At 63.7% G+C, this 20,741-nt stretch carries 14 protein-coding genes; 5 read left to right on the forward strand and 9 right to left on the reverse strand.

Annotation, left to right across the window (positions count from 1 at the left end; genetic code table 11):
- Positions 1 to 37: 37 nt before the first annotated feature.
- Positions 38 to 1,051: a helix-turn-helix transcriptional regulator gene (locus ACN9M3_RS08890; protein ID WP_426321873.1), complete on the forward strand. Its 1,014-nt coding sequence runs from the start codon at positions 38 to 40 to the stop codon at positions 1,049 to 1,051.
- Here the strand turns inward: ACN9M3_RS08890 and ACN9M3_RS08895 are convergent.
- A complete protein-coding gene (locus tag ACN9M3_RS08895) occupies positions 1,036 to 1,356 on the reverse strand; it encodes a hypothetical protein (protein WP_426321875.1) in 321 nt (106 codons plus the stop codon). The two genes, ACN9M3_RS08890 and ACN9M3_RS08895, sit on opposite strands and share 16 nt — an antisense overlap.
- Before the next feature lie 158 nt (positions 1,357 to 1,514).
- Between ACN9M3_RS08895 and ACN9M3_RS08900 the strand changes: the two genes are divergently transcribed.
- The 4 genes from ACN9M3_RS08900 to ACN9M3_RS08915 all read left to right on the forward strand — a co-directional run bounded on the left by ACN9M3_RS08900 (position 1,515) and on the right by ACN9M3_RS08915 (position 8,263).
- Entirely contained in the window at positions 1,515 to 2,837 is a 1,323-nt protein-coding gene (locus ACN9M3_RS08900; RefSeq protein WP_426321877.1) for a BNR repeat-containing protein, read from the forward strand.
- Between the two features lie 29 nt (positions 2,838 to 2,866).
- Entirely contained in the window at positions 2,867 to 5,752 is a 2,886-nt protein-coding gene (locus ACN9M3_RS08905) for a TonB-dependent receptor (protein WP_426169988.1), read from the forward strand.
- A 98-nt stretch (positions 5,753 to 5,850) separates the two neighbouring features.
- Entirely contained in the window at positions 5,851 to 6,981 is a 1,131-nt protein-coding gene (locus tag ACN9M3_RS08910; RefSeq protein ID WP_426321880.1) for a glycoside hydrolase family 88 protein, read from the forward strand.
- 13 nt (positions 6,982 to 6,994) lie between these two features.
- Positions 6,995 to 8,263 (forward strand): DUF2264 domain-containing protein, encoded by a 1,269-nt coding sequence (locus ACN9M3_RS08915; protein WP_426321882.1) that lies wholly within the window; start codon positions 6,995 to 6,997, stop codon positions 8,261 to 8,263.
- Positions 8,264 to 8,270: 7 nt separating this feature from the next.
- Here the strand turns inward: ACN9M3_RS08915 and ACN9M3_RS08920 are convergent, their stop codons facing one another.
- The 8 genes from ACN9M3_RS08920 to ACN9M3_RS08955 form a co-directional block, all read right to left on the reverse strand.
- Complete coding sequence (locus tag ACN9M3_RS08920) at positions 8,271 to 9,218, reverse strand: LysR substrate-binding domain-containing protein (protein ID WP_426169996.1); 948 nt, start codon at positions 9,216 to 9,218, stop codon at positions 8,271 to 8,273.
- A gap of 32 nt (positions 9,219 to 9,250) precedes the next feature.
- Positions 9,251 to 10,120 (reverse strand): SMP-30/gluconolactonase/LRE family protein, encoded by an 870-nt coding sequence (locus ACN9M3_RS08925; protein ID WP_426321884.1) that lies wholly within the window; start codon positions 10,118 to 10,120, stop codon positions 9,251 to 9,253.
- A complete protein-coding gene (locus ACN9M3_RS08930) occupies positions 10,098 to 10,754 on the reverse strand; it encodes a 2-dehydro-3-deoxy-6-phosphogalactonate aldolase (protein ID WP_426321886.1) in 657 nt (218 codons plus the stop codon). The genes ACN9M3_RS08925 and ACN9M3_RS08930 overlap by 23 nt, the downstream gene beginning before the upstream one ends.
- 1 nt (position 10,755) lies before the next feature.
- Positions 10,756 to 11,706, reverse strand: coding sequence for a 2-dehydro-3-deoxygalactonokinase (locus ACN9M3_RS08935; protein WP_426321888.1), 951 nt, complete (start codon positions 11,704 to 11,706; stop codon positions 10,756 to 10,758).
- Positions 11,700 to 12,848, reverse strand: coding sequence for a galactonate dehydratase (gene dgoD / locus ACN9M3_RS08940; protein ID WP_426170006.1), 1,149 nt, complete (start codon positions 12,846 to 12,848; stop codon positions 11,700 to 11,702). Before dgoD ends, ACN9M3_RS08935 begins: the two co-directional genes overlap by 7 nt.
- Before the next feature lie 102 nt (positions 12,849 to 12,950).
- Entirely contained in the window at positions 12,951 to 15,320 is a 2,370-nt protein-coding gene (locus ACN9M3_RS08945; protein WP_426321890.1) for a beta-galactosidase, read from the reverse strand.
- Positions 15,317 to 18,466, reverse strand: a complete 3,150-nt coding sequence (locus ACN9M3_RS08950) for a glycoside hydrolase family 2 TIM barrel-domain containing protein (protein ID WP_426321892.1) — start codon at positions 18,464 to 18,466, stop codon at positions 15,317 to 15,319. The genes ACN9M3_RS08945 and ACN9M3_RS08950 overlap by 4 nt, the downstream gene beginning before the upstream one ends.
- Positions 18,467 to 18,587: 121 nt before the next feature.
- Entirely contained in the window at positions 18,588 to 20,681 is a 2,094-nt protein-coding gene (locus ACN9M3_RS08955) for a TonB-dependent receptor plug domain-containing protein (RefSeq protein WP_426321894.1), read from the reverse strand.
- Positions 20,682 to 20,741 lie beyond the last annotated feature (60 nt).

A 20,741-nucleotide genomic window follows, 5' to 3' on the forward strand; every position in this document is an offset into this window, starting at 1 on the left:
GCTACAATGAAATTCTTGATAACTGAGCATTCATCGGATGGCTTCCAAGGACTCCATGTTCCGGCAATGGAATATGCTGCGGCTGGTGCCGCGCGCACCATTGAGCATTACGGCCGCAGAGATTACCGAACGCTTGGCGCAGGCGGAGTACCCGATCGACAAGCGCACGGTCGAACGTGACCTGAAGGCGCTGGAATCGGTGTTTCCGCTGATGGTCGATGAATCGGCCAAGCCATTCAAATGGAGCTGGCGGCGCGATGGCGCAATTTTCAGCCTGCCCGGGATGTCGGTGCCGGAAGCGCTGACGCTGACGATGGTGGAGCAGTACCTGCACCGGCAGCTTCCGCCTTCGACACTGGATGCGCTGCAGCCGCACTTTTCCGCAGCGGCCCAGACGCTGGCGGCAATTGATGAAAGCACGCAAACCAAGGCATGGCTTGGCAAGGTGCGCAGCATTCCGTCGGCGCAGCCTTTGCTGCCGGCGGAAGTGGACGAGCAATGCCAGCGCACGGTCTACGATGCGCTGATGAAGGATCGACAGCTCAAGCTGCATTACCAGAAGCGCGATGGCAGCGCGCCGACTGTCTACGAATCGGTGCATCCCCTGGCCATCGTGCAGAAGGCCGGCACGGTCTACCTGGTCTGCATGTTTTCCGATTATGAGGATGCGCGCACGATTGCGCTGCATCGTGTGAAGCAGGCGGAAATGCTGTTCCTGCCGGCGCGCCGCAAAGCCGGCTTCGATATCGATGCCTTCATTGCCGAAGGACAGTTCGGCATTGCGAACGGCGGCGAGATCCGCCTGCAAGCGGTGTTCGCTCGCGCGGCCGGCGAACACCTGGCTGAAACACCTTTGAGCAAGGATCAGGTGCTGTACAGCGAATCGGCAGACCATTTGCGCCTGATCGCCACTGTACCGCGAACCCGCGCACTGACCTGGTGGCTGCTGGGTTTTGGCGATGGCGTGGTGGTGTTCGAACCGGCCGACCTGCGGGAAGAAATCAAGCAGACCGCCGAGCGCATGGCTGCCGCATATCAGGACCGGCGCTGAGCTGACTTGCCCCGTAGCCGCCGCCACAGGCCGATCAGCCACTCGATGAGGGCCGCCATCGGCTTGCGCAGGAAGGGAATGTCGTAGGACAGCAGCAGCAAGCCGATTGGCACGTCTTCCACACCAACCACCGGCATATACGGCGCAAGTATTCCGACTGCGATCAACGCCAGGGCGAGGGGAATCCGCACCCAGCGTGCACGGTCCGAGCGCGCCCATTCGATGAAGCGCTTCGCCTTGCTCGGCACCTCATGTTCAAGATCGTCGACCGCATGGTCGAGCTGCTGTTTGCCGTCCTTAGCCATTCCAGAATGCTACCCCTCCTGGACTTTTCAGCGCGCCCGGCTATAAGTACTGAAATGAGCTATATGCTTTTGATCTAGAAACTTCGAAAGAATATATAGGTTTCATATTTCTAATTGCATAGAATGATTTCGGCTTATTTAACGATTGCAACTCGACCATGAAATCATTCGCGAGGAAATGGAAGGCAATAGCTGCGGCGATGCTGGCCGCGCTGTGCATTCCGGCCGCGCAAGCAATCGACATCAAGCAATCCACCATTGGTCCCGGATGGGCCAATAATTCGGTCAACGTGACCGTATTCCGCAAGAATTCCCTCGTTACGCATGATGGCATGCAGTACGCCGCCTATTACGACGCCGAGCGCTACGTGGTGCTGGCCAGGCGGCGTGTGGACAGCAGCGACTGGACGGTCCAGCGCAGCCCATTCCGGGGCAAGGCCGAGGACGCGCACAACGGCATCAGCATCATGGTTGACGGGGCGGGCTACCTGCACGTGGCCTGGGACCACCACGACAATCCCTTGCGCTATGCCCGCAGCAAGGCGCCGGGTGGACTGGAACTGGGCGACCCGTTGGCAATGGTGGGGCGCGACGAACAGGCCGTGAGCTATCCAGAGTTCTATCGCCTGCCCGATGGCGACCTGCTGTTCCTGTACCGCGATGGCGCGTCGGGACGCGGCAACCTGGTGATGAACCGCTATCGCCACGCCAGCGCGAAGTGGGAACGCCTGCAGGACAAGCTGATCGACGGCGAGGGCCGGCGCAACGCGTACTGGCAGGCGCACGCCGACGGCCGCGGCGTGCTGCACCTGTCCTGGGTGTGGCGCGAGTCGCCGGACGTGGCGAGCAACCATGACCTGGCCTATGCCCGCTCGCGCGACGGCGGCAAGAGCTGGGAACATTCGGACGGGACGCCATACAGGCTTCCCATTACTGCGGCCAGCGCGGAATATGCCTTGCGCATCCCGCAGGGCAGTGAGCTGATCAACCAGACTTCGATGGCCGCCGATGCGGAAGGCCGTCCTTATATCGCGACATATTGGCGGGATGCCGGCAGCGCGATTCCCCAGTACCGCGTGGTATTCAATACGGGGCAGCGCTGGGAAGCGCGCACCCTACCGCTGCACAAGACGGCTTTCAGCCTGTCAGGCGGCGGCACCAAACGTATTCCGATGGCACGGCCGCAGTTGCTGCTGGCCGATAAAGGCGGCCTGGTGGTATTTCGCGACGAAGAGCGCGGCAGCAAGGTGTCGGTCGCAGTCATCGAGGATTTCCAGTCTTTCCAGTGGTCTGTGCACGACTTGTCCGAAACTTCGGTCGGCGAATGGGAGCCGACGTTCGACAGCGAGTTGTGGAAATCGCGCGGCATCCTGAGCCTGTTCGTTCAGAAGGCGTCGCAAGTGGACGGGGAGGGCGTTGCGCAGCGGCCGGCAGAACCGGTGCGTGTGCTGGACTGGGAGGTGTCAAAGCAGGTTCGTTAAAAAAGAAGTTAACAAGGGAGACATAAGAAATGAGGAAGAAAGTTCTTGCAACGCTGGTGCCCCTGGCATTGGCAACAGCATATGGCACTGGGGCCATGGCGCAGGAGGCGGCAGAAGCTCCGGCAGCACCGGCCGCACCCGCGGCAGCTGCTGCTTCGGGCGACGTTGCGGCAAACGTGGATGCGGCCAACACTGTGGTGGTGACGGGCTTCCGTTCCAGCCTGCAGAAGGCCCTGAACCTGAAAGCCCAGGCAATCGGCGTGCGCGATTCCATCGTGGCGGAAGACATCGGCAAGTTCCCGGAGTCGAACGTGGCGGAATCGCTGCAGCGCGTGCCGGGCATTATCCTGAACCGCGATGAAAGTTCGGCCGAAGGGCAGCGCATTTCGATTCGCGGCTTGCCGACGGAGTATTCGGTCACCACGCTGAATGGGGCTCCGGTGAACACCACCAGTACCGGTTCCATCGGCAACGCAGCGCGCGGCTTCAACTACGACGTGTTTGCTTCCGAACTGTTCGGCCGCGTGGACTTCTACAAGTCGCCGCTGTCCGAACTGCCGGAAGGGGGCATGGGCGGCGTGGTGGACCTGCAGTCCCCGCGCCCGTTCGATAATCCCAAAGGCGCGGTGCGCTATTCGGTAACGGGTGCGTACAACACCATGTCCGAGAAGACCGATCCGGCGGCATTCGGCCTGTTCTCCAAGACCTGGGGCAACTGGGGCTTCCTGGTCGGCGCTGCGCATTCGAAGGCGATGAACAATCGTTCCGGCTTCGAGGCGACCGGCGGCTATAACAGCTCGGCGCGCGGCAGCAAGACGCCGGTGCAGGGCAACTTCGCGATGCAGCTCGATTACGACGATCCGCGCGCCAACCTGTCGGGCTACACGCGCGACCAGGTGGACAATGCGCTGCTGCCGCGTATCTACCGCTTCTACGGCTCGTCCAATGACCGCAGCCGCGATGGCCTGGTCTCTTCGCTGCAGTACAAAGACAGCACGCTGAACGTCAGCCTGGATACCATGTACTCCAAGCTGAAAAACTCGCGCGACGAGCTGTATTACGGCATCCTGATCCGCAACAGCAAGACCACCAACCCTAGCGCGCCTCCGGGCACGGCCGGCCACAATGGCCTGGTGCCGATCAACGTCCACATCGATCCGGGTTCGAACCTGTTGACCGGCACCTTCGGCAATACCTCGTACAGCAGCGGCGTCACCTACACCGAAGACGAGACGAAGTTCAGCTACGCGTCGCTGAACGCGAACTGGAAAGCCAACGACAGGCTGTCGCTGACCGGTCAGCTGAGCGTCAACAGCAGCAAGGCGCAAAGCTACCAGGACACGCTGTCCGGCCAGATTTTCGGCATCACCTCCACCATCGACTATGGCAGCGACCACGTTTATCCGTCGCTTTCGTCGACCAGCGATTACCTGAACCCGGCCAATTATGCCGGCTTCGGCATCGGCACCGGCCTGACGCGCGAGACCGACCGTGGCCGCCAGGGCCGCGTGATCGCGGACTGGGACTACAACCTGTGGGGCGATTGGACCGGCCACCTGAAAACGGGCCTGGTGTACGTGGAAACCGAGAAGGGCGTCCACAAGCGCAATGCCACGTCAGATATGACGGCCAAGCTGAATAGCCTGGGCAACACCGGCATGCGGCAGGGCATGGTGTTCGACCTGCCGATCAGCAACCTGGACATGAGCGCCGGCTGGCCGCACCAGTTCGGAACCTTCACCCGCGATTACACCTACTCGACTTTCGATCCGCTGGCGTACAACACCGAGGCGACCTTTACCCCGGCACAGAGCTTTACCGCGACCGAGAAAGTGACCTCCGGTTTCGTGCAGTCGGACTTCAAGGGCGAAGTGCTGGGCCACGGCCTGCGGATCAACGCGGGTGTGCGCTATTCGCGCACCGAGCTGGATATCGACAACTTCAAGAAGACCGGCGCCGGCGGCACCTACCAGCCTAACCAGGAAAGCGGCTCTTACCATAACCTGCTGCCGGCCATCAGCGGGGCCTTCGACGTTACCGAAGACCTGATGTGGCGCGCCTCCTTCGGCAAGACCATTTCCCGTGCTTCGCTGTCGATCATCGCAGCGCAGACCGTGGTGCCGAACCCGTTCGACAACTCGGCCACAGCGGGCAATCCGAACCTGCGTCCGCAGCAGTCGAAGAACATGGACACCAGCCTGGAATGGTACTTCCGCAAGGGCAGCCTGCTGTCGGCGGCATACTTCCGCAAGGTGCTGACCGATGCCACCGTGTCCAGCACGACCCAGACCACCTTCGGCGCTTTGGGCCTGCCGGATACCGCGATGGGCGCGATCTTCTACGGACCGGATGGCCGCGTGGACCCGAACCTGCCGATGACGCTGCGTACGTACAGCAACGCCGGACGCCAGGTGCTGAAGGGCTACGAGCTGTCGTACCAGCAGGACTTCGATTTCCTGCCTGCGCCTTACAAGGGCTTCGGCATGCTGGCCAGCTACACCCACATCGATCCGTTCAACAGCGCAAAGTGGATCACCAATGCGGGCAGGGAGATCGAGGTCAACTCGGTGCCGAAATATGCCTACAGCACCACCGCCTATTACGAAAACGGTCCGCTGGCGATTCGCTTCTCTTACAACTACAAGGGACGCAGCCTGCACGGCGACAATCCGAAGAATAACGGCGATGACCTGATCCGCTGGCGCGCGGCACGCGGCTACCTCGATGGCAATATCAGCTACAAGATCAACGACAACCTGGAACTGCGCCTCGACGCGCTGAACCTGTCGAACACCTTGTCGTACGATTATTTCGAGGATGCCACCGGCCAGTACGGCAGCGGCAAGAAGACCCGGATGGACTACGCGAAGTACGACGGCCGGACGATCAAGATCGGCCTGCGCGGCAAGCTGTAACAAACCTGGGGCGGTCTACTCTCTCTCCCGCTCCCGGTCTCCTTCGCCGAAGGCACGCAAGTGTCTTCGGCTTTTTTCGAATATGGACTATCGAAAACATGAAGCTAATCCACACAGTTTTTCTGTTTTTTGCGGCCGCTCTGGGCGGCTGCGCTTCCACACCGACGGCGCCGCAGCGGCAGGAAGTTGTCGGCATCATCGACAAGGTCAACACCTATTGGCAGTCCAACACGCCGGCCAGGGAATGGTCGTTCTGGAATGTGGCGGCCTACCACACCGGCAATATGGAGGCTTACCGCATCACCGGCAACCAGGCCTACCTGAAGTACTCGCTGGACTGGGCGCAGCATAACCAGTGGCAGGGCGCCAAATCGACCGACAAGGGACAGTGGAAGCTGACCTACGGCGAGACCGACGATCACGTGCTGTTCGGCGACTGGCAGATTTGCTTCCAGACTTACGCGGACCTGTACCAGCTCGACAAGGACCCGGCACGCATCGCCCGCGCCCGCGAGGTGATGGAGTACCAGATGTCTACCGTCCGCAACGATTACTGGTGGTGGGCGGATGGCCTGTATATGGTGATGCCGGTGATGACCAAGATGTACAACATCACGGGCAATCCGCAGTACCTGGAGAAGCTGCACGAGTATTTCCAGTATTCGAACAGCATCATGTACGACCAGGATGAAAAGCTGTACTACCGCGACGCACGCTACGTGTACCCGGCCCACAAGAGCGTCAACGGACGCAAGGACTTCTGGGCGCGCGGCGATGGCTGGGTGTTTGCCGGGATGGCGAAAGTGCTGCACGACCTGCCGAAGGACGCGCCGCATCGCGAGGAATACGTGCGCAAGTTCCAGGGCATGGCGGCGGCACTGAAGAAGGCGCAGCAGGCGGAGGGCTACTGGACGCGCAGCCTGCTCGATCCGCAGCATGCTCCTGGTCCCGAGACCAGCGGCACGGCCTTCTTCACTTACGGCTATTTGTGGGGCATCAATAATGGCCTGCTGGACCGCGCCGAATACGCGCCGGTCGCACTGAAGGGCTGGGGCTACCTGGCAAGCGTGGCACTGCAACCGGACGGCAAAATCGGCTATGTGCAGCCGATCGGCGATCGCGCCATTCCGGGGCAGGTGGTGGACAGGAATTCGACCGCACACTTCGGCGTCGGCGCATATTTGCTCGCGGCCGCCGAAATGGTGCGCTACATCGATAAAAGCAAATAGAAGGAGACACAGGATGGAACGACGTAATTTCATGCGCGGCCTGCTGGCTGGGGGAGCAGCGGCCGCAGCTCCGGCGATGGCTCTTGCGGCTGGCGCTGGCGCGGCTGCTGCTGGGGCGCCGGGCGGCGATCGCGCGTACATGGCCGGGCTGCTGCAAAAGATGGCCGATCCGGTGCTGGCCAGTATGTCAAAGGGGGAGCTGAAGAAGAAATTCGCCCTGGAACTTAGCCCTACCTGGGACGGCCGCGATTCCGGTGTGGCCTACCTGGAGTGCTTCGGCCGCCTGATCGCCGGCATGGCGCCCTGGCTGGCGCTTCCCGACGACGACAGCGCAGAAGGCCGCGCCCGCAAGCGCCTGCGCGAACAAGCCCTGCAAAGCTACACGCACTCCGTCGACCCGAAATCCCCGGATTACCTTTCGTGGAAAGTGCACGGGCAGACCCTGGTCGATTCCGCCTACTTCACCAATGCCCTGATGCGCGCGCCAAAAGCGCTGTGGGAGCCGCTGGACGCCGCCACCAAACAACGCATCATCGATGAAATCAAGGGCCTGCGCCGCATCGAGCCGCCGTACATCAACTGGATGCTGTTCGCGGCCATGAATGAGGCCTTCCTGCTCTCCATCGGCGAGCAGTACGACCCGATGCGCATGAACGTGGCGATCCGCAAGGTCAATGAATGGTATGTGGGCGATGGCTGGATCAAGGATGGCGAAACCTTCCACTTCGACTACTACAATTCCTTCGTGATGTATCCGATGCTCGTGGAGATCCTCGAAGTGCTCGCCCGGGCCAATGGGCCGTTCTGGAACGGCAAGCCGGCGGACCTGCTGGCGCAGGCGCAAAAGCGCATGCAGCGCTATGGCGAACACCTGGAACGTTTCATTTCGCCGCAGGGCACCTTCCCGCCGATCGGCCGCTCGCTGACTTACCGTACCGCCGCCTTCCAGCCGCTGGCGCTGCTCGCCTGGCGCAAGCAGTTGCCGGCCAGCCTGCCGGAAGGCCAGGTGCGCGCTGCGATGACGGGCGTGCACAAGGCGATCTGGACGGAGCCAAGCAATTTTACGAAAGAAGGCTACCTGACCATTGGCTTTGCGGGACACCAGCCGGAACTGGGCGACTGGTACTCGAACAACGGCAGCATGTATATCGCCGCATCGAGCTTCCTTGCGCTTGGCTTGCCAGCCGACGATTCGTATTGGACCTCGGCGGCGCAGGACTGGACGCAGAAGAAGGCCTTCGGGGGCAAGAAATTCCCGAAGGACTACCACGTCAGTTATTGAAGGAGACTTAACGCCGGTAGCGCGCCTGCGCGGCATCGCGCAGGGCTACCAGCATGGCTTCCGCGCCCGGCGACAAGCGGTGGCGCTTGCGGGTGACGATGCCGTACATGTCCATGCGCAGGCCAAGGTCCCAGGGCAGCACGGCCAGCAGGCCGGCATCCAGGTAGGGGCGCACGGTTTCCTCCGGCATGGCCGCGATCATGCGACTGCCGGGCAGCAGGTTGACCACCACCGGCATGGCCAGTGTTTCCACCACTTCGGTTGGCGGTTCCAGGCCTTGAGACAGGAACATCGATGTCAGGCGGTCGCGCAGGATACTGCCGGCCGGCGGCAGCACCCAGGGTTCGCGCGCCAGGTCGGCCAGTTGCAGGTCCTTGCGTCCCACGAAGGGATGGTCGGCTGCGGCGATCAGGCTATGCGGCTCGTCGGTGAGCGGCTCGAAATTGAACTCGGAAGCGACGTTGGAATCGAGCAGGCGCCCGATCACCAGGTCGAATTCGCCGGCACGCATGCGTTCGACAAGAATCTTGGAAGTGTCGACGGTAATCGATACCTGCACCTTGGCGGTGCGGTTCTTCAGCAGCTTGACGGCGTCGGTGACCAGGCCGGCGGAAGGCGTCAGCACCGTGCCAATGGAAACGCGGCCGGAAAGGCCCGAGACCAGTTCCATCACTTCCTGGTGCGCCGCATCCATTTCTGCCAGCGCGGTGCCGGCGCGCCGTATCATTACTTCGCCGTACCACGTCGGCACTACGCCTCGCGGCAGGCGCTCAAACAACTGGACGTTCAGTGCGTGTTCGATCTCGCCCAGCAGCTTGGATGCCGCGGGCTGGGTGAGGTTTGCCGCCTGTGCTGCATGCAGGATCGAGCGGTGCCGGCCCAATTCGACCAATAGCACCAGGTGGCGCGTTTTCAGGTGGGACCTTACAAATCGGTCCGAGCGTGGATCTGACATGCGGACAATAATAGGGCCGCTCCCCGGCAGCGTCAATCAGCGGCGTCGTCAAACAGGGACGGGGCCAATCCCTGCACGCCGGGTATCTCGATGGCGTGCAAGCCGCCGTCAAGGGCGCCTGCTGCCAGTTGTTCCAGCCCCAGTCCACCGAAGACCGGGCGCGAGGGTTGTGTTGCCGACAACGGCAGTTCGCGCAACGGCGTGCCGTCGGCGGTGAATTGCGCCAGGCGGCCGCGCCGTCCTTCTTCGCGCAGCGCAATCCATACGTTGCCGCCGGCATCCAGCGCCAGGCCGCCGGCACGGGCATCTCCCAGGCTGGCGAACCGTTTGATTCTACCGACTTCGGCACCTGCCGGGTCATACGTAGTTTCCAGTACTTCGCGGCCGTCGCCGCTGGCGAAGTACAGCGTGCCGCCATCGGGGCTGAAGCCGATTCCATGCGCGGCAACGACTGTCGGCAAGGCCAGCCGGCGCAGGCCGAAACGCCGCGAGAACTGGTAAAAGCTGCCGATGGGAGGAGAGTCGGGATTCAGGTTGGCAGTGCCGAGGACGAAGTTGCCGTGGCGGTCGGCACAGCCGTCGTTGATGCGAGTGCGTGCTTCGGCGGGATCGACGGCGGCGATGGCGAGGGGCAGGCGGCGCGCCAGTTTCAGGGCGCCCGGCGGGGTGCGTTCTGCCAGGTACAGCCATTTGTCGAGGCCAAGCAGCAGTTTGCCGCTGCGGCAGAAGGCGAATGCGGCAAGATGTTCCGGCAAGCGGCTGTTTTCCGGGGCGCCCTTGCCGCCCCAGGCCTTCAGGGCCGGCGTGGCGGCATCGCTCCACCACCAGCAGCTGTCGTGCCAGAGCAGTGCGCCAATGAGGGCGTTGGGCAGGAGCGTTTCAGGCTGGGCGTGCTGTTCCATCCTGCCTCCAGGCGGTGACGAAGGCGTTGGCTCGTTCGGCTACGGCTGCGGCATCCAGGCCTGGCTGGTACAGCGCCGAACCCAGGCCGAAGCCGCTGGCGCCGGCGGCACGCCAGGTGGCCATGCTGCCCGGCGTGACGCCGCCCACCGGCAGCAGCGGCAAGGCAGGCGGAAGCACGGCGCGCATGGCGCGCATGACAGTCGGCGTCACCAGTTCGGCTGGGAACAGCTTGAGCGCATCGGCGCCGGCGTGGGCGGCCGCGAAAGCTTCGGTCGGCGTGGCGGCGCCTGGTACGCAGAACATGCCGGCTGCCTTGGCGGCGCGGATCACGGACGTATCGGAATGCGGCATCACGATCAGCGCGCCACCGGCGTCGCGCACTTCCTGCACGGCGGTGGTAGTCAGGACGGTGCCTGCGCCCAGCACGGCGTCGGCCGGCAGGCTGCGCGCCAGGCGGGCAATGGAATCCAGCGGCTGCGGGGAGTTGAGCGGAACTTCGATCAGGCGGAAACCAGCTTCATACAGGGCGGCGCCGATGGCTTCCACCTCGTGCGGCTGGACGCCACGCAGGATGGCTACAAGGGGCAGCGTCTTGAAGGCGGTTTCGAAAGGTGTGGCGGAAGGTGCGGTCATTTCAATCCTTGAGCATGCCGGCGGCGCGTGCCAGGTGGTACAGGCCGGCGGGAGCGGTGTTATCGAGCAGCAGCGGCGCCGCGGCGTGGAAGCATTGCAGGGCAAGCGCGTAGCGCCGGCACAGGACCTGGCTGCCGACCAGTGCCAGCGGCGCACTCGCCAGGCCGGCCGCATCGCGCCAAGCCAGGCCGGCGCGCAGTTCGTGGCCGACCAGCAGGCCGGAAAGGTAATCAGCCAGGTCGCTGGCCGGCGCGCGGCCGGTGACGCCGAGGGTGCGTGCTGCAAAAATCTGGTGGCTCATGCCGAGATGGCCGTAATCGCGCGCGGCTTCGACGCCGGCGACGAAGGCATGTTCGGCGAAGGTTTCGCTGTTGCCCATCAGGCGGCCCAGCACGGAATGGGTGCGCAGCACGGCAAACAGTTCGCCCGTCATATGGGTCGCGAAGCGCATCAGGCGGCCGTCGTTCACTTGCGCCCATTTGGAATGAGTGCCGGGCATGACGATGCAGGATGAGTCGCGCAGCGCGGGTTGCAGTTGCAGGGCGCCAACCACCTGAGTTTCCTCGCCGCGCATCACGTCGGGCGGCAGGGCGCCGTCGTCGTACAGCATGCCGGGAACGATGGAGATTTCGGCGCCAGGGCTGGCCAGCATGCCGGCTGCCAGCGCGCTGGCGTTGGCGGGGCAGGCAGCGTATGGCACGTCGCGCCAGCCGTGCTGGCTGCCGATCATGCCGCAGGCCAGAACCGGCAAGCGCCGATGCGCGGCCAGCCAGTCGCCGGCAATGCCGTCCAGCGCGGCCGTGAAGGCCGTCGCGCCGGACAGCGTGGACGCACCTTTGCCGTTGCTGCGTTCCGCCAGCACTTTGCCGCCGGGGCCCAGCAGGAAGGCGCGCAGGCTGGTGCTGCCCCAGTCAAGGGCGAGCAGGCTGGCGGTGTTGGCGTTGCTTACCATTCCGCTACGCTGCCGTCAGGATGGCGCCACAGCGGATTACTCCAGTCGGGCGCATTGCGGCTGGCTTCAATCACGCGCTGTTCGTCGACCACCACACCCAGGCCTGGCTTGGGCAGCGGCTTGATGTAGCCGTTCTCGATCTTGAAGTCTTCCTTGTTCACCACGTAGTCGAGCAGCTCGCCGCCCTTGTTGTAGTGAATGCCCATGCTCTGCTCCTGCAGCACGGCGTTGTACGACACAAAGTCGACGTGCAGGCAGGCGGCCAGCGCAACCGGGCCAAGCGGGCAATGTGGGGCCAGGGCAACGTCGTAAGCTTCCGCCATGCCGGCGATCTTCAGGCATTCGGAAATGCCGCCGGCGTGCGACAGGTCGGGCTGCACGATCGAAATGCCGCCGGCCTGGAAGACGTTCTTGAATTCGAAGCGGGAGAACATGCGTTCGCCGGCCGCCAGCGGAATCGAAGTCGATTCGGCCAGGCGCGGATAGTACTCGGCCTGTTCCGCCAGCACCGGTTCTTCGACGAACAGCGGGCGGTAAGGTTCCAGTTCGCGCAGCAGCACCTTGGCCATCGGCGCAGCGACGCGACCGTGGAAGTCGATGCCGAATTCGATCTGGTTGCCGAAGGCTTCGCGGATCTCGGCGATACGGGTGACGGCGGCATCCACGGCGGCGGAACTTTCGATGATGCCGAATTCCTCGGTGCCGTTCATCTTGAAGGTATCGAAGCCTGCTTCGCGCAGCGTCTTGATGCCGGCGATGACGTCGGCCGGGCGGTCGCCGCCTACCCAGCTATAGGTCTTCATGCGGTCGCGCACCAGGCCGCCCAGCAGCTCGTACACCGGCACCCCGAGGGCCTTGCCCTTGATGTCCCACAGCGCCTGGTCGATGCCGGCGATGGCGCTCATCAGGATGGCGCCGCCGCGGTAAAAGCCGCCGCGGTACATGACCTGCCACAGGTCGTTGATGCGGCGCGGGTCCTGGCCCACCAGGTATTGCGAGAACTCGTGGACGGCGGTTTCCACGGTACGTGCCTTGCCTTCGATGACCGGTTCGCCCCAACCGACTACGCCTTCGTCTGTTTCAATCTTGAGCAGCATCCAGCGCGGTGGAATGCGGTAGGTGGTCAGTTTTGTGATCTTCATTTTTGTTCGTTTGTGAAGTGGTAAGGCAAGTCTATCTTGGCGAGCTAGTTCAGAAATATGAGAAATTTATCGTCTTGTATATCGATTGGGCATAACGTCGACTTATTCCCCCGGGTCCACCAGCTGCGCGCCAACGTAGGCGTTGAAGCGCTTGATGCGGCCCGTCACCTTGTCGTCGCCCTGGCGGGGCGTATAGCGGATGCCGGCCACTTCGACGGTCTTCTCGAGGTCGATCACCAGGCGGTGCGGGTGGGTTGGCGCCGGGGTCTTGCCTGCGAACGCGGTGTGCCAGAAATCGCTGGCCTGGCCATTGATGGCGTTCAGCGCCTGCCCGTCTTCGCGCTTGCCTTCCTCGCTGCTCACGTAGGCGATGGTCCAGGCGGACTGGTTGATCGGCTGCCCCTTGGCGTCCAGCAGCGAGATTTCGGCCACGGCTGCGTATTGCTTGCCGTCGAAGGCATCCAGCGATTCGAGGCAGAACTGGCGCCCGCTGACCGGGGCGGCGAAGCGCACGTCCTGCGTGGCGCTGCCGGGCTGGAACTGGCCACTGTAGGCAGGCGTGACGCCTTCCAGCTTGGGCTTGGCCTTGTTCGGAGGGCGGGGCAGGTCGCGTTCCGGTTGCAGGCGGTCGAGAATCGGGGTTTCCAGGCCGCGCAATTCGGCGCGCTGCGGGCCGGTCAGGTCAAGCACCACGACTTCATTGCGGCCCCGTTTCAGCCATGGGCCGGGCAGGTACATGGTTTGCGTCGGGCCGATGCTCCAGTAGCGGCCCAGGCAGCGGCCGTTGATCCAGACAACGCCCTGGCCCCAGGCCGACATGTCGAGGAAGGTATCGGCGGTTTTGGCCGCGTCGAAACTGCCGCGCCAGAAGGCGGGCCCGCGCGCGCGCTGCTGTTTCCATTGCAGCGGCGGCAGCACGCCGTCGGCGTCGAAGTCGATGGCGCGGATTTCCCAGTTTTCCAAGGCGACCGGCGCGGCGCCTTTCGGCTGGTATTGCACCGGGCCGTGCAAACCTTTGCGGTCGTGCACTTCGGGACCGAAATTGACGCGGGCAATGGTGTACAGCAGGATTTCCAGCGTGGCGGGCTTGTCGCGCGCGGGCAGGTCGATGCTGAAGCGGCGGTGCCGGGTGTCGAAGGTCCCGGCCAGCTTGCCGTCGACATGTACCCAGGCCAGGTCGCGCACCTTTGCGGCGGTCAGCTTGCCGGCCGGGCCGGCAGGCAGGGTAACGCGGTAGGACACCATGCCGCGGCTGATGTCGTATTGTTCGATCGGCTGCGGTGATTTGTCGCGTATCGCTTCCTGCGGCAGGCTGGCGAAGACCGCAGCCGATTCCTTGAGCGTAAAGGCGGGAACTGCCATCACCGGCTGGCGCGCCGGCGGCGATGGCAGCGTTTCGCCGGGCTGCAGGAACGGCTCGATGCCTTTGCGGTAGGCCTGGAATTTTTCGCCGGTCCATCCCGCTTCGCCGATCGGGGCGTCGTAGTCGTAGCTGCTGGTGTCGGGGCGGAAGGGACGGTCGCAGCCGCCCCACAGGCCGAAGGTGGTGCCGCCATGCGCCATGTACAGGCTGAAGGAGCCGCCCACTTTCAGCATCTGCTGGATATCGGCCACGGCCTTGGTGGCGGCGCCGCGGCGGTGCGGGTTACCCCAGGTATCGAACCAGCCGGAATAGTATTCGCCGCACATCAGCGGGCCTTGCTGCACGGCTTTCAGTGCCTTGAAGCCTGCATCGGGATCGGTGCCGAAGTTCGCTACCGAGAACAATTCCGGGATGTGGGTGCGTGAGACGGCATTGGTCGGATTGCACTGGAATAGCGGCACGTCGAACTGGGCGTCGAGCAGGGCCTGGCGCATGCCGCGCATGTATTCCAGGTCGTCGCTGAAGAAGCCATATTCGTTTTCGACCTGCACCATCAGGATAGGGCCGCCGCGCGTGACCTGCTGCCCACCCAGCACGCGGCCGACTTCCGCCAGCCAGCGCTTGGCCGGCTTCATGAAGGCTTCGTCGCGAGTGCGCAGGAAGGCGTCGCTGCTGCTCTTTTTCAGCAGCCACCAGGGCAGGCCGCCCATCTCCCATTCGGCGCAGGCGTAAGGGCCGGGGCGCAGAATGACCCACAAGCCCTCCTGTTGCGCCAGGCGGCAGAATTCGGCGGCGTCGCGCTGGCCGCCCCAGTCGTAGCGGCCTTCGCGCCATTCGTGGTAGTTCCAGAACAGGTAGGCGCAGACGGTGTTCAGGCCCATGGCCTTGATGGCTTTCAGGCGGTGCTGCCAGTATTCGCGCGGCACGCGGGCGAAGTGCATTTCGCCGCAACGGATCTGCAGCGGTTTCCCGTCGAGCAGGAAATCGTCCTTGCCGATGCTGAAGCGTGCGCTGGCGGCGGCGTGTACGGTGGCTGCCATCGGCAGCAGGGCCGCGCCGGCGCTTGCTGCGGCGCCGGCCAGGACGCGGCGGCGGGTTTGGTTGGTCATTGCGCGGCTCCTTGCGGCGTGATGGTGAACTGGTAGGTGGTTGGCTCCAGCTTGACGCGGTACTGCGTGTGCGGGCGTCCGACCTGGCTCCAGCCGGTGTCGCCGCCCACGCCGGTCTGCACCGCGTCGACCAGCAGCGAGCCGTCGCCGTGCGGACGGATGTCGGAACTGTGCCAAGTGCCGCGCGGGCGCGGATACAGGTCCTCGTATGGGAATGGCAGGGCGTTGACCGAGAGGGGCCGCGTACCGCGCAGTTGCAGGCCGTTGCCGGCGCCTTTCAGCATCAGCCAGCGCACGCCCGTCTTGTTGCCGCTTTCCTGTGGACGGATGTAGTTATGGTACTGGTCGGCCAGCTTGCCGCTGTAGCGGCCAAGCGGCGCGCCAGTGATGCGGTCGCTATACGATTCCTGCGGGCCGCGGCCGTACCATTCGACCGTGTCCAGCGATGGATTGCTGTCGAAACGCATGCCGATGCGCAGCGGATCCGGCAGGTCGCCGCGCAGCGGGGCGAAGGTGGCGGTAACCTGCACAGCACCCTTGCTGTCCATCCGGTAGGTGGCGTCCCAGCGCGCGGAGCCGGCGCCGAAGATGTATTCGATGCGCACGCCGTCTTTCAGGACGTCGAAGGAGCGCACGTTACGTTCTTCGCTGAACTGCTTCCAGATGGTATGGGTTTTGTTGAGGCCAGTGCCAAGGTCGTTCTCCGTCAGCGCGCGCCAGAAGTAGGGCATGCCGCCGGCCAGCAATTGCTTGCCGCCTGCAGAGTAGGCCAGCTTGCCGCTAGCCGCATCGACCTCCAGCACTGAGCCTCCCGCGCGCAGCTCGACGCTGTTCCCGGCGCGTACGGGCACAACCCAGGCGCCGTTGCCCGCCGTAACGGCGGCAGCGGTTGGCGACTGCAGCACGAACTGGCTGAAGCCGAGCACCATGCCGGCCGGAACGCCGCGAATGGCGCCGTCGCGGGCCTTGGCGCGCAGCGTCAGCACGTACTCGAAGCGCGGATCGCGTTCCAGCCTCGGCAAGTTCAACGATACATCGGCAGACGTCTGTGCGGCTGCCTTGACGCCAGCAAGCGATCCGCCCGCGACTTGCGTGCCGTCGCGCGCAATCGACCAGTCAAAGTCGAACCCGGACAGGTCTGCGAAATCATAGCGGTTGACGACTTTCAGGCGCCCGGACGCCGGATCGCCTTCAAAGACCACCGGCGAGTAAACCTTTTGCACCTCGTAATACTCAGGATCGGGCGTGCGGTCCGCCTGCACCAGGCCATCGCCGACTTCCGACATGTCCTTGCGCGGATTCGGGCCGTAGTCTTCGCCCTGCGCCCAGTAGCTGCGGCCCTGCTTATCCTTGAGCAGCATGGCCTGGTCCACCCAGTCCCAGATAAAGCCGCCCTGCAGCTTGCGGTGCGAGCGGATCACCTGCCAGTAGTCTTCAAAGTTGCCGAGGCTATTGCCCATCGCATGCGCATACTCGCACTGGATCATCGGCTGCTTGTAGCGTGGGTCCTGCGCGTAGTCGATCATTTTTTCGATCGGGTCATACATCGGCGCGTAGATGTCGACGTAATCGTTCGGCAAATGCTCCTCGCCGATGGTGCCATGACCAAGGTAGCTGATCAGGCGTTCCGGATCCTGTTCCCGGATCCATTTGGCCGCGTTCTCGAAGTTCGGCCCGGTGCCCGCCTCGTTCCCCAGCGACCACAGGATCACGCTCGGGTGGTTGCGGTCGCGCTGTACCATGCGGCTCACGCGGTCCAGGTGGGCGGCCGCCCAGTGCGGCTGGTAGCCCAGCTGGATCTTTTCGCGCTGGCCGGGGATGTTGCGCGCGTGGTCGCCCATGCCCATGTACTCGTGCGACTCGATGTTTGCTTCGTCCATCACGTACAGGCCGTACTCGTCCGCCAGGTCGTACCAGCGCGGATCGTTCGGGTAATGCGAAGTGCGGACTGCATTGATATTGGCCTGCTTCATCAGCTCTATGTCCTTGCGCATCGACTCTTCCGACATGACGTGGAAGGTGTGGGGATCGTGCTCATGGCGGTTGACGCCCTTGATCATGATGCGCTTGCCGTTGATGCGCACTTCGCCGTCCTTCACCTCCACGGTGCGGAAGCCGACCATGCGCGAGGTGGAGGACACCAGCGCGCCCTTCGCATCATGGAATTCGAGCAGCAGGCGGTACAGGTTGGGCGCCTCGGCCGACCATTGGCGCACGCCGGGCACGGTGCCGCGCAGCGGCGCAGCCTTGCCGCCGTGGACGCCGCTTTCGAGCGACAGCACGGCCTTGTCGCCGTCCAGCAAGGTGGCGGTCAGCTTGCCCTGTGCGGCGCCCGTGAATTCAGGCTGCAGGGTCAATTCGCCGTCGCGGTAGGCGGCCTTGTCCAGGGTGGCGCGCACCACGTAGTCGCGCAGGTGGGCCTTCTGCTCGGCATACAGGTAGACGCTGCGTTCGATGCCGGAAACGCGCCAGAAGTCCTGGTCCTCAAGGTAGGAGCCGTCCGCGAAACGATACAGCTCGATGGCGATCGTATTGCTGCCGGGGCGCAGGAAGCGCGTCAGCTTGAACTCCGACGGCAGCTTGGAGTCTTCCGAGTAGCCGACCCGCTGGCCGTTGACCCAGATGTAGTAGGCGGCGCCGGCCGCGCCGATGTGCAGGAAGACATCGCGCCCATCCCAGTTGGCCGGCAGGTCGAAGTTGCGGCGATAGGATCCAACCTCGTTCATGCTGTGCAGGATGTACGGCTGGTTGGGCGGGAAAGGGTAGTCGCTGTTGTTGAACAGGGGCTGGCCGTAGCCCTGCGCCTGCATCATGCCAGGCACCTGGATGGTTTTCCAGCGGCTCACGTCGAAGCCGGGCTTGTAGAAATCGACCGGCCGCGATTCCGGATTGCGGGAGTAGGCGAACGACCAGGTGCCGTCCAGCGAGAGGTAATACTGCGAAGCCGCCTTGTCGCCCTTCAGCGCAAGGTCGCGCCGTTCGAAGTTGAAGAAGGTGGTTTTCATCGGCTCGCGGTTCACTTGAACCACTTCCGGTTGCTCCCATTCGGCATACTTGCTTGCGGGAGCGGCGCTGGCGGCCAGGGGGAAGGCTGTCGCCAGCGCACTGGCCAGGGCCAGCAGGGCGGGGAGTCGCGGTGTCGTCATTGGTGCTTGTCTCGTAGTTTTGTGTGTTGGACGGTATCCGGCAGCACAATCCTACGGTTGGCAGCAATAGCTTACCAATGGCTTATTTCGCGGCTCCTATATCGGTTTGATATACCGATCCCTACAACTTGAAGGTCAGGCCGGCATACACCGAACGCCCCATGCCGCGCACCTCGATTCCATAGGGAACGCCGTTCAGCGCCATGGTCATGCCCTGGCCGACATAGGCCCCGCCCAAAGGCAGCTCGTAACGGCGGTCGAACAGGTTTTCCACGCCAAAGTCGAGCTCCACCTTGTTCCACGCATAACTGGTGCGCAGGGCGGCCAGGGCGTAGCCGCCGGTGCGCAGTTCGTTGTGCAGCGACGAGACGCGGTCCTTGGCCTTGACGGCCCGCAGTTCCAGCGCGTTGCTCCACGCACCGAGGCGATGGTTCAGCGCCAGGCGGGTGTTCAGCGGCATCATGTTGTACAGGTTGTCGCCCGTGCTGCGGTTTTCGCCGCGCACGTAGTTGACCAGCATGTCTCCCGACAGCGTGCCGTAGCTGCCCGAGGCCAGCGCCGCGTGCGCCGACACCTCGGTGCCGTACAGCTTCCCATCGACGTTGGCAAAGCGCAGGTTGACGAAGGCGCCGGCCTTGCAGGTGGTGAGGCAGCGCGCGTCGATGTAGTCATCGACCCTGGTGTAGTACGGGGAGATGGCGAACGACCATTTTTCCTGCGCCGGATCGTGCCATTCGATGCTGCCTGTGGCCATGTGCGCCGTTTCCGGACGCAGCGACGGGTCGCCGACATAGCCGTTGCCGTCGCCGGCGATATTCACCATGGCCATCGCCATGCCGCCGGTGGACCAGGTATAGCGCTCGTACAGGTTCGGTGAGCGGGTCTTGCGGGCGTAGCCGAATTTGACCGTCATGTCCTGGGAGGGCACGTAGCGCGCCTGGGCGGTCAGGTCCAGGTTATGGTCGTTGCGTTTGCGGTCAAGGGCGTTGAAGACCGATGCATCCTTGCTGTAGCCGGCGTTATAGCCCTGCACCGTGCCGGTGTCGCTGGTCACCAGTTCGCCGCGCACGCCGAATTGCGTGAACCAGGCCGGATTCCAGCGGCGGTCCCATTCGGCGAAGGCGCCCAGGCGGTCGCGCTGGCCGTCGCGGATGTTCCAGAACGTGTCCGGCGCCATTCCGCCGCCTGAGGGATCCCACCAGTCGTCGAGCCGGTAGCGGCGATAGTCGGCGCCGACGCGCAAGGTGTCGGGCTGCGACAGCGGGATGGTGGCTTTTACCGAAACGCCGGTGTTCTTGCCTTCGGTATCCATCGGCATGCCGGGGATGTTCTTCTTCGCGCCGTACCAGAATTGCTTGTCCGGGCCGAAGTTCATGGCGTGGCGGGTGTGTTCGTGGTAGGCGCGGCCTTCCAGCGTGCCCCAGCCGAAGCGCTCAAGGTAGCGCAGGTTGACCTGTTCGCTGTCGTTGCGGGTGAGGTCCATACGCTGGTTGGGGAAGCCCTGGTAGGGCATGCGCTGCAGGCCGAGCTTGAGCTCCAGCAGGCGCGCTTCGGAACGCATGGCCAGGGTTAATGAATGGTTGCGGGATTCGTAGGCGGAGGAGCCGATTTTTTTGCCGTCGCCATCTTCGTAGTTATGGGCCTTGATCGCGGCGCCGCGATAACTGGCGGAGAACGTGTCGCTGGCCATGGTGGCTGCCAGGCTGGCGTCGCGCACATTGCCGTTGCTGCGGTAGACGAAAGTGGCCTGGCCTTCAAGCAGTTGCGCGCCGGCTTCGGCGAACTTGGGGTCGGCGGAGCGCACGCGGATAGTGCCGCCGATGCTGTCGCCGCCAACGCTGACGGGCGTAATGCCAGGCAGGACCTGGATCGATTCGACTTGCGATGGCGCGATGTAGGACAGCGCGGGATTCATGTGGTTGGCGCAAGCCGAGACCAGATCCATGCCGTCGACCTGGATGCGCAGGCGGTCGTCAGCCAGGCCGCGGATCGACGGCAGGCCGGACACGCCGCCGCCGCTGACCATGCTGACGCCGGCCACGGATTGCAGCAGGTTTGCGGTATCGCTGGGGAAGCCTTTCTTGCTGACGTCTACTTGCATGACGTCGGGATTGGTGCCGGTGATGATGACGCTGGGGAGGGTGGTTTGCGCGTAGCAGGGAAGGGCGGTGGCAACAGACATTGCAAGCAGGTGCTTGCGTAACTGCGGATTCATTTTTATTCTCCGGTGTGACGAGTCGTGCGCCGCCGGGGGCGGCGGCGCATTGGAATAAGA

The sequence above is a fragment of the Pseudoduganella sp. R-43 genome, assembly GCF_049913255.1.
Classification (GTDB): domain Bacteria; phylum Pseudomonadota; class Gammaproteobacteria; order Burkholderiales; family Burkholderiaceae_D; genus Rugamonas.

Excerpts from the sequence above, each read along its gene's own strand:
- ACN9M3_RS08955 (WP_426321894.1), bottom strand. The coding sequence starts at position 20,681 with ATGAATCCGCAGTTACGCAAGCACCTGCTTGCAATGTCTGTTGCCACC.
- ACN9M3_RS08925 (WP_426321884.1), bottom strand. The coding sequence starts at position 10,120 with ATGGAACAGCACGCCCAGCCTGAAACGCTCCTGCCCAACGCCCTCATT.
- ACN9M3_RS08950 (WP_426321892.1), bottom strand. The coding sequence starts at position 18,466 with ATGACGACACCGCGACTCCCCGCCCTGCTGGCCCTGGCCAGTGCGCTG.
- ACN9M3_RS08930 (WP_426321886.1), bottom strand. The coding sequence starts at position 10,754 with ATGACCGCACCTTCCGCCACACCTTTCGAAACCGCCTTCAAGACGCTG.
- ACN9M3_RS08945 (WP_426321890.1), bottom strand. The coding sequence starts at position 15,320 with ATGACCAACCAAACCCGCCGCCGCGTCCTGGCCGGCGCCGCAGCAAGC.
- ACN9M3_RS08915 (WP_426321882.1), top strand. The coding sequence starts at position 6,995 with ATGGAACGACGTAATTTCATGCGCGGCCTGCTGGCTGGGGGAGCAGCG.
- ACN9M3_RS08890 (WP_426321873.1), top strand. The coding sequence starts at position 38 with ATGGCTTCCAAGGACTCCATGTTCCGGCAATGGAATATGCTGCGGCTG.
- ACN9M3_RS08895 (WP_426321875.1), bottom strand. The coding sequence starts at position 1,356 with ATGGCTAAGGACGGCAAACAGCAGCTCGACCATGCGGTCGACGATCTT.
- ACN9M3_RS08920 (WP_426169996.1), bottom strand. The coding sequence starts at position 9,218 with ATGTCAGATCCACGCTCGGACCGATTTGTAAGGTCCCACCTGAAAACG.
- ACN9M3_RS08935 (WP_426321888.1), bottom strand. The coding sequence starts at position 11,706 with ATGGTAAGCAACGCCAACACCGCCAGCCTGCTCGCCCTTGACTGGGGC.
- ACN9M3_RS08910 (WP_426321880.1), top strand. The coding sequence starts at position 5,851 with ATGAAGCTAATCCACACAGTTTTTCTGTTTTTTGCGGCCGCTCTGGGC.
- ACN9M3_RS08905 (WP_426169988.1), top strand. The coding sequence starts at position 2,867 with ATGAGGAAGAAAGTTCTTGCAACGCTGGTGCCCCTGGCATTGGCAACA.
- ACN9M3_RS08900 (WP_426321877.1), top strand. The coding sequence starts at position 1,515 with ATGAAATCATTCGCGAGGAAATGGAAGGCAATAGCTGCGGCGATGCTG.
- dgoD (WP_426170006.1), bottom strand. The coding sequence starts at position 12,848 with ATGAAGATCACAAAACTGACCACCTACCGCATTCCACCGCGCTGGATG.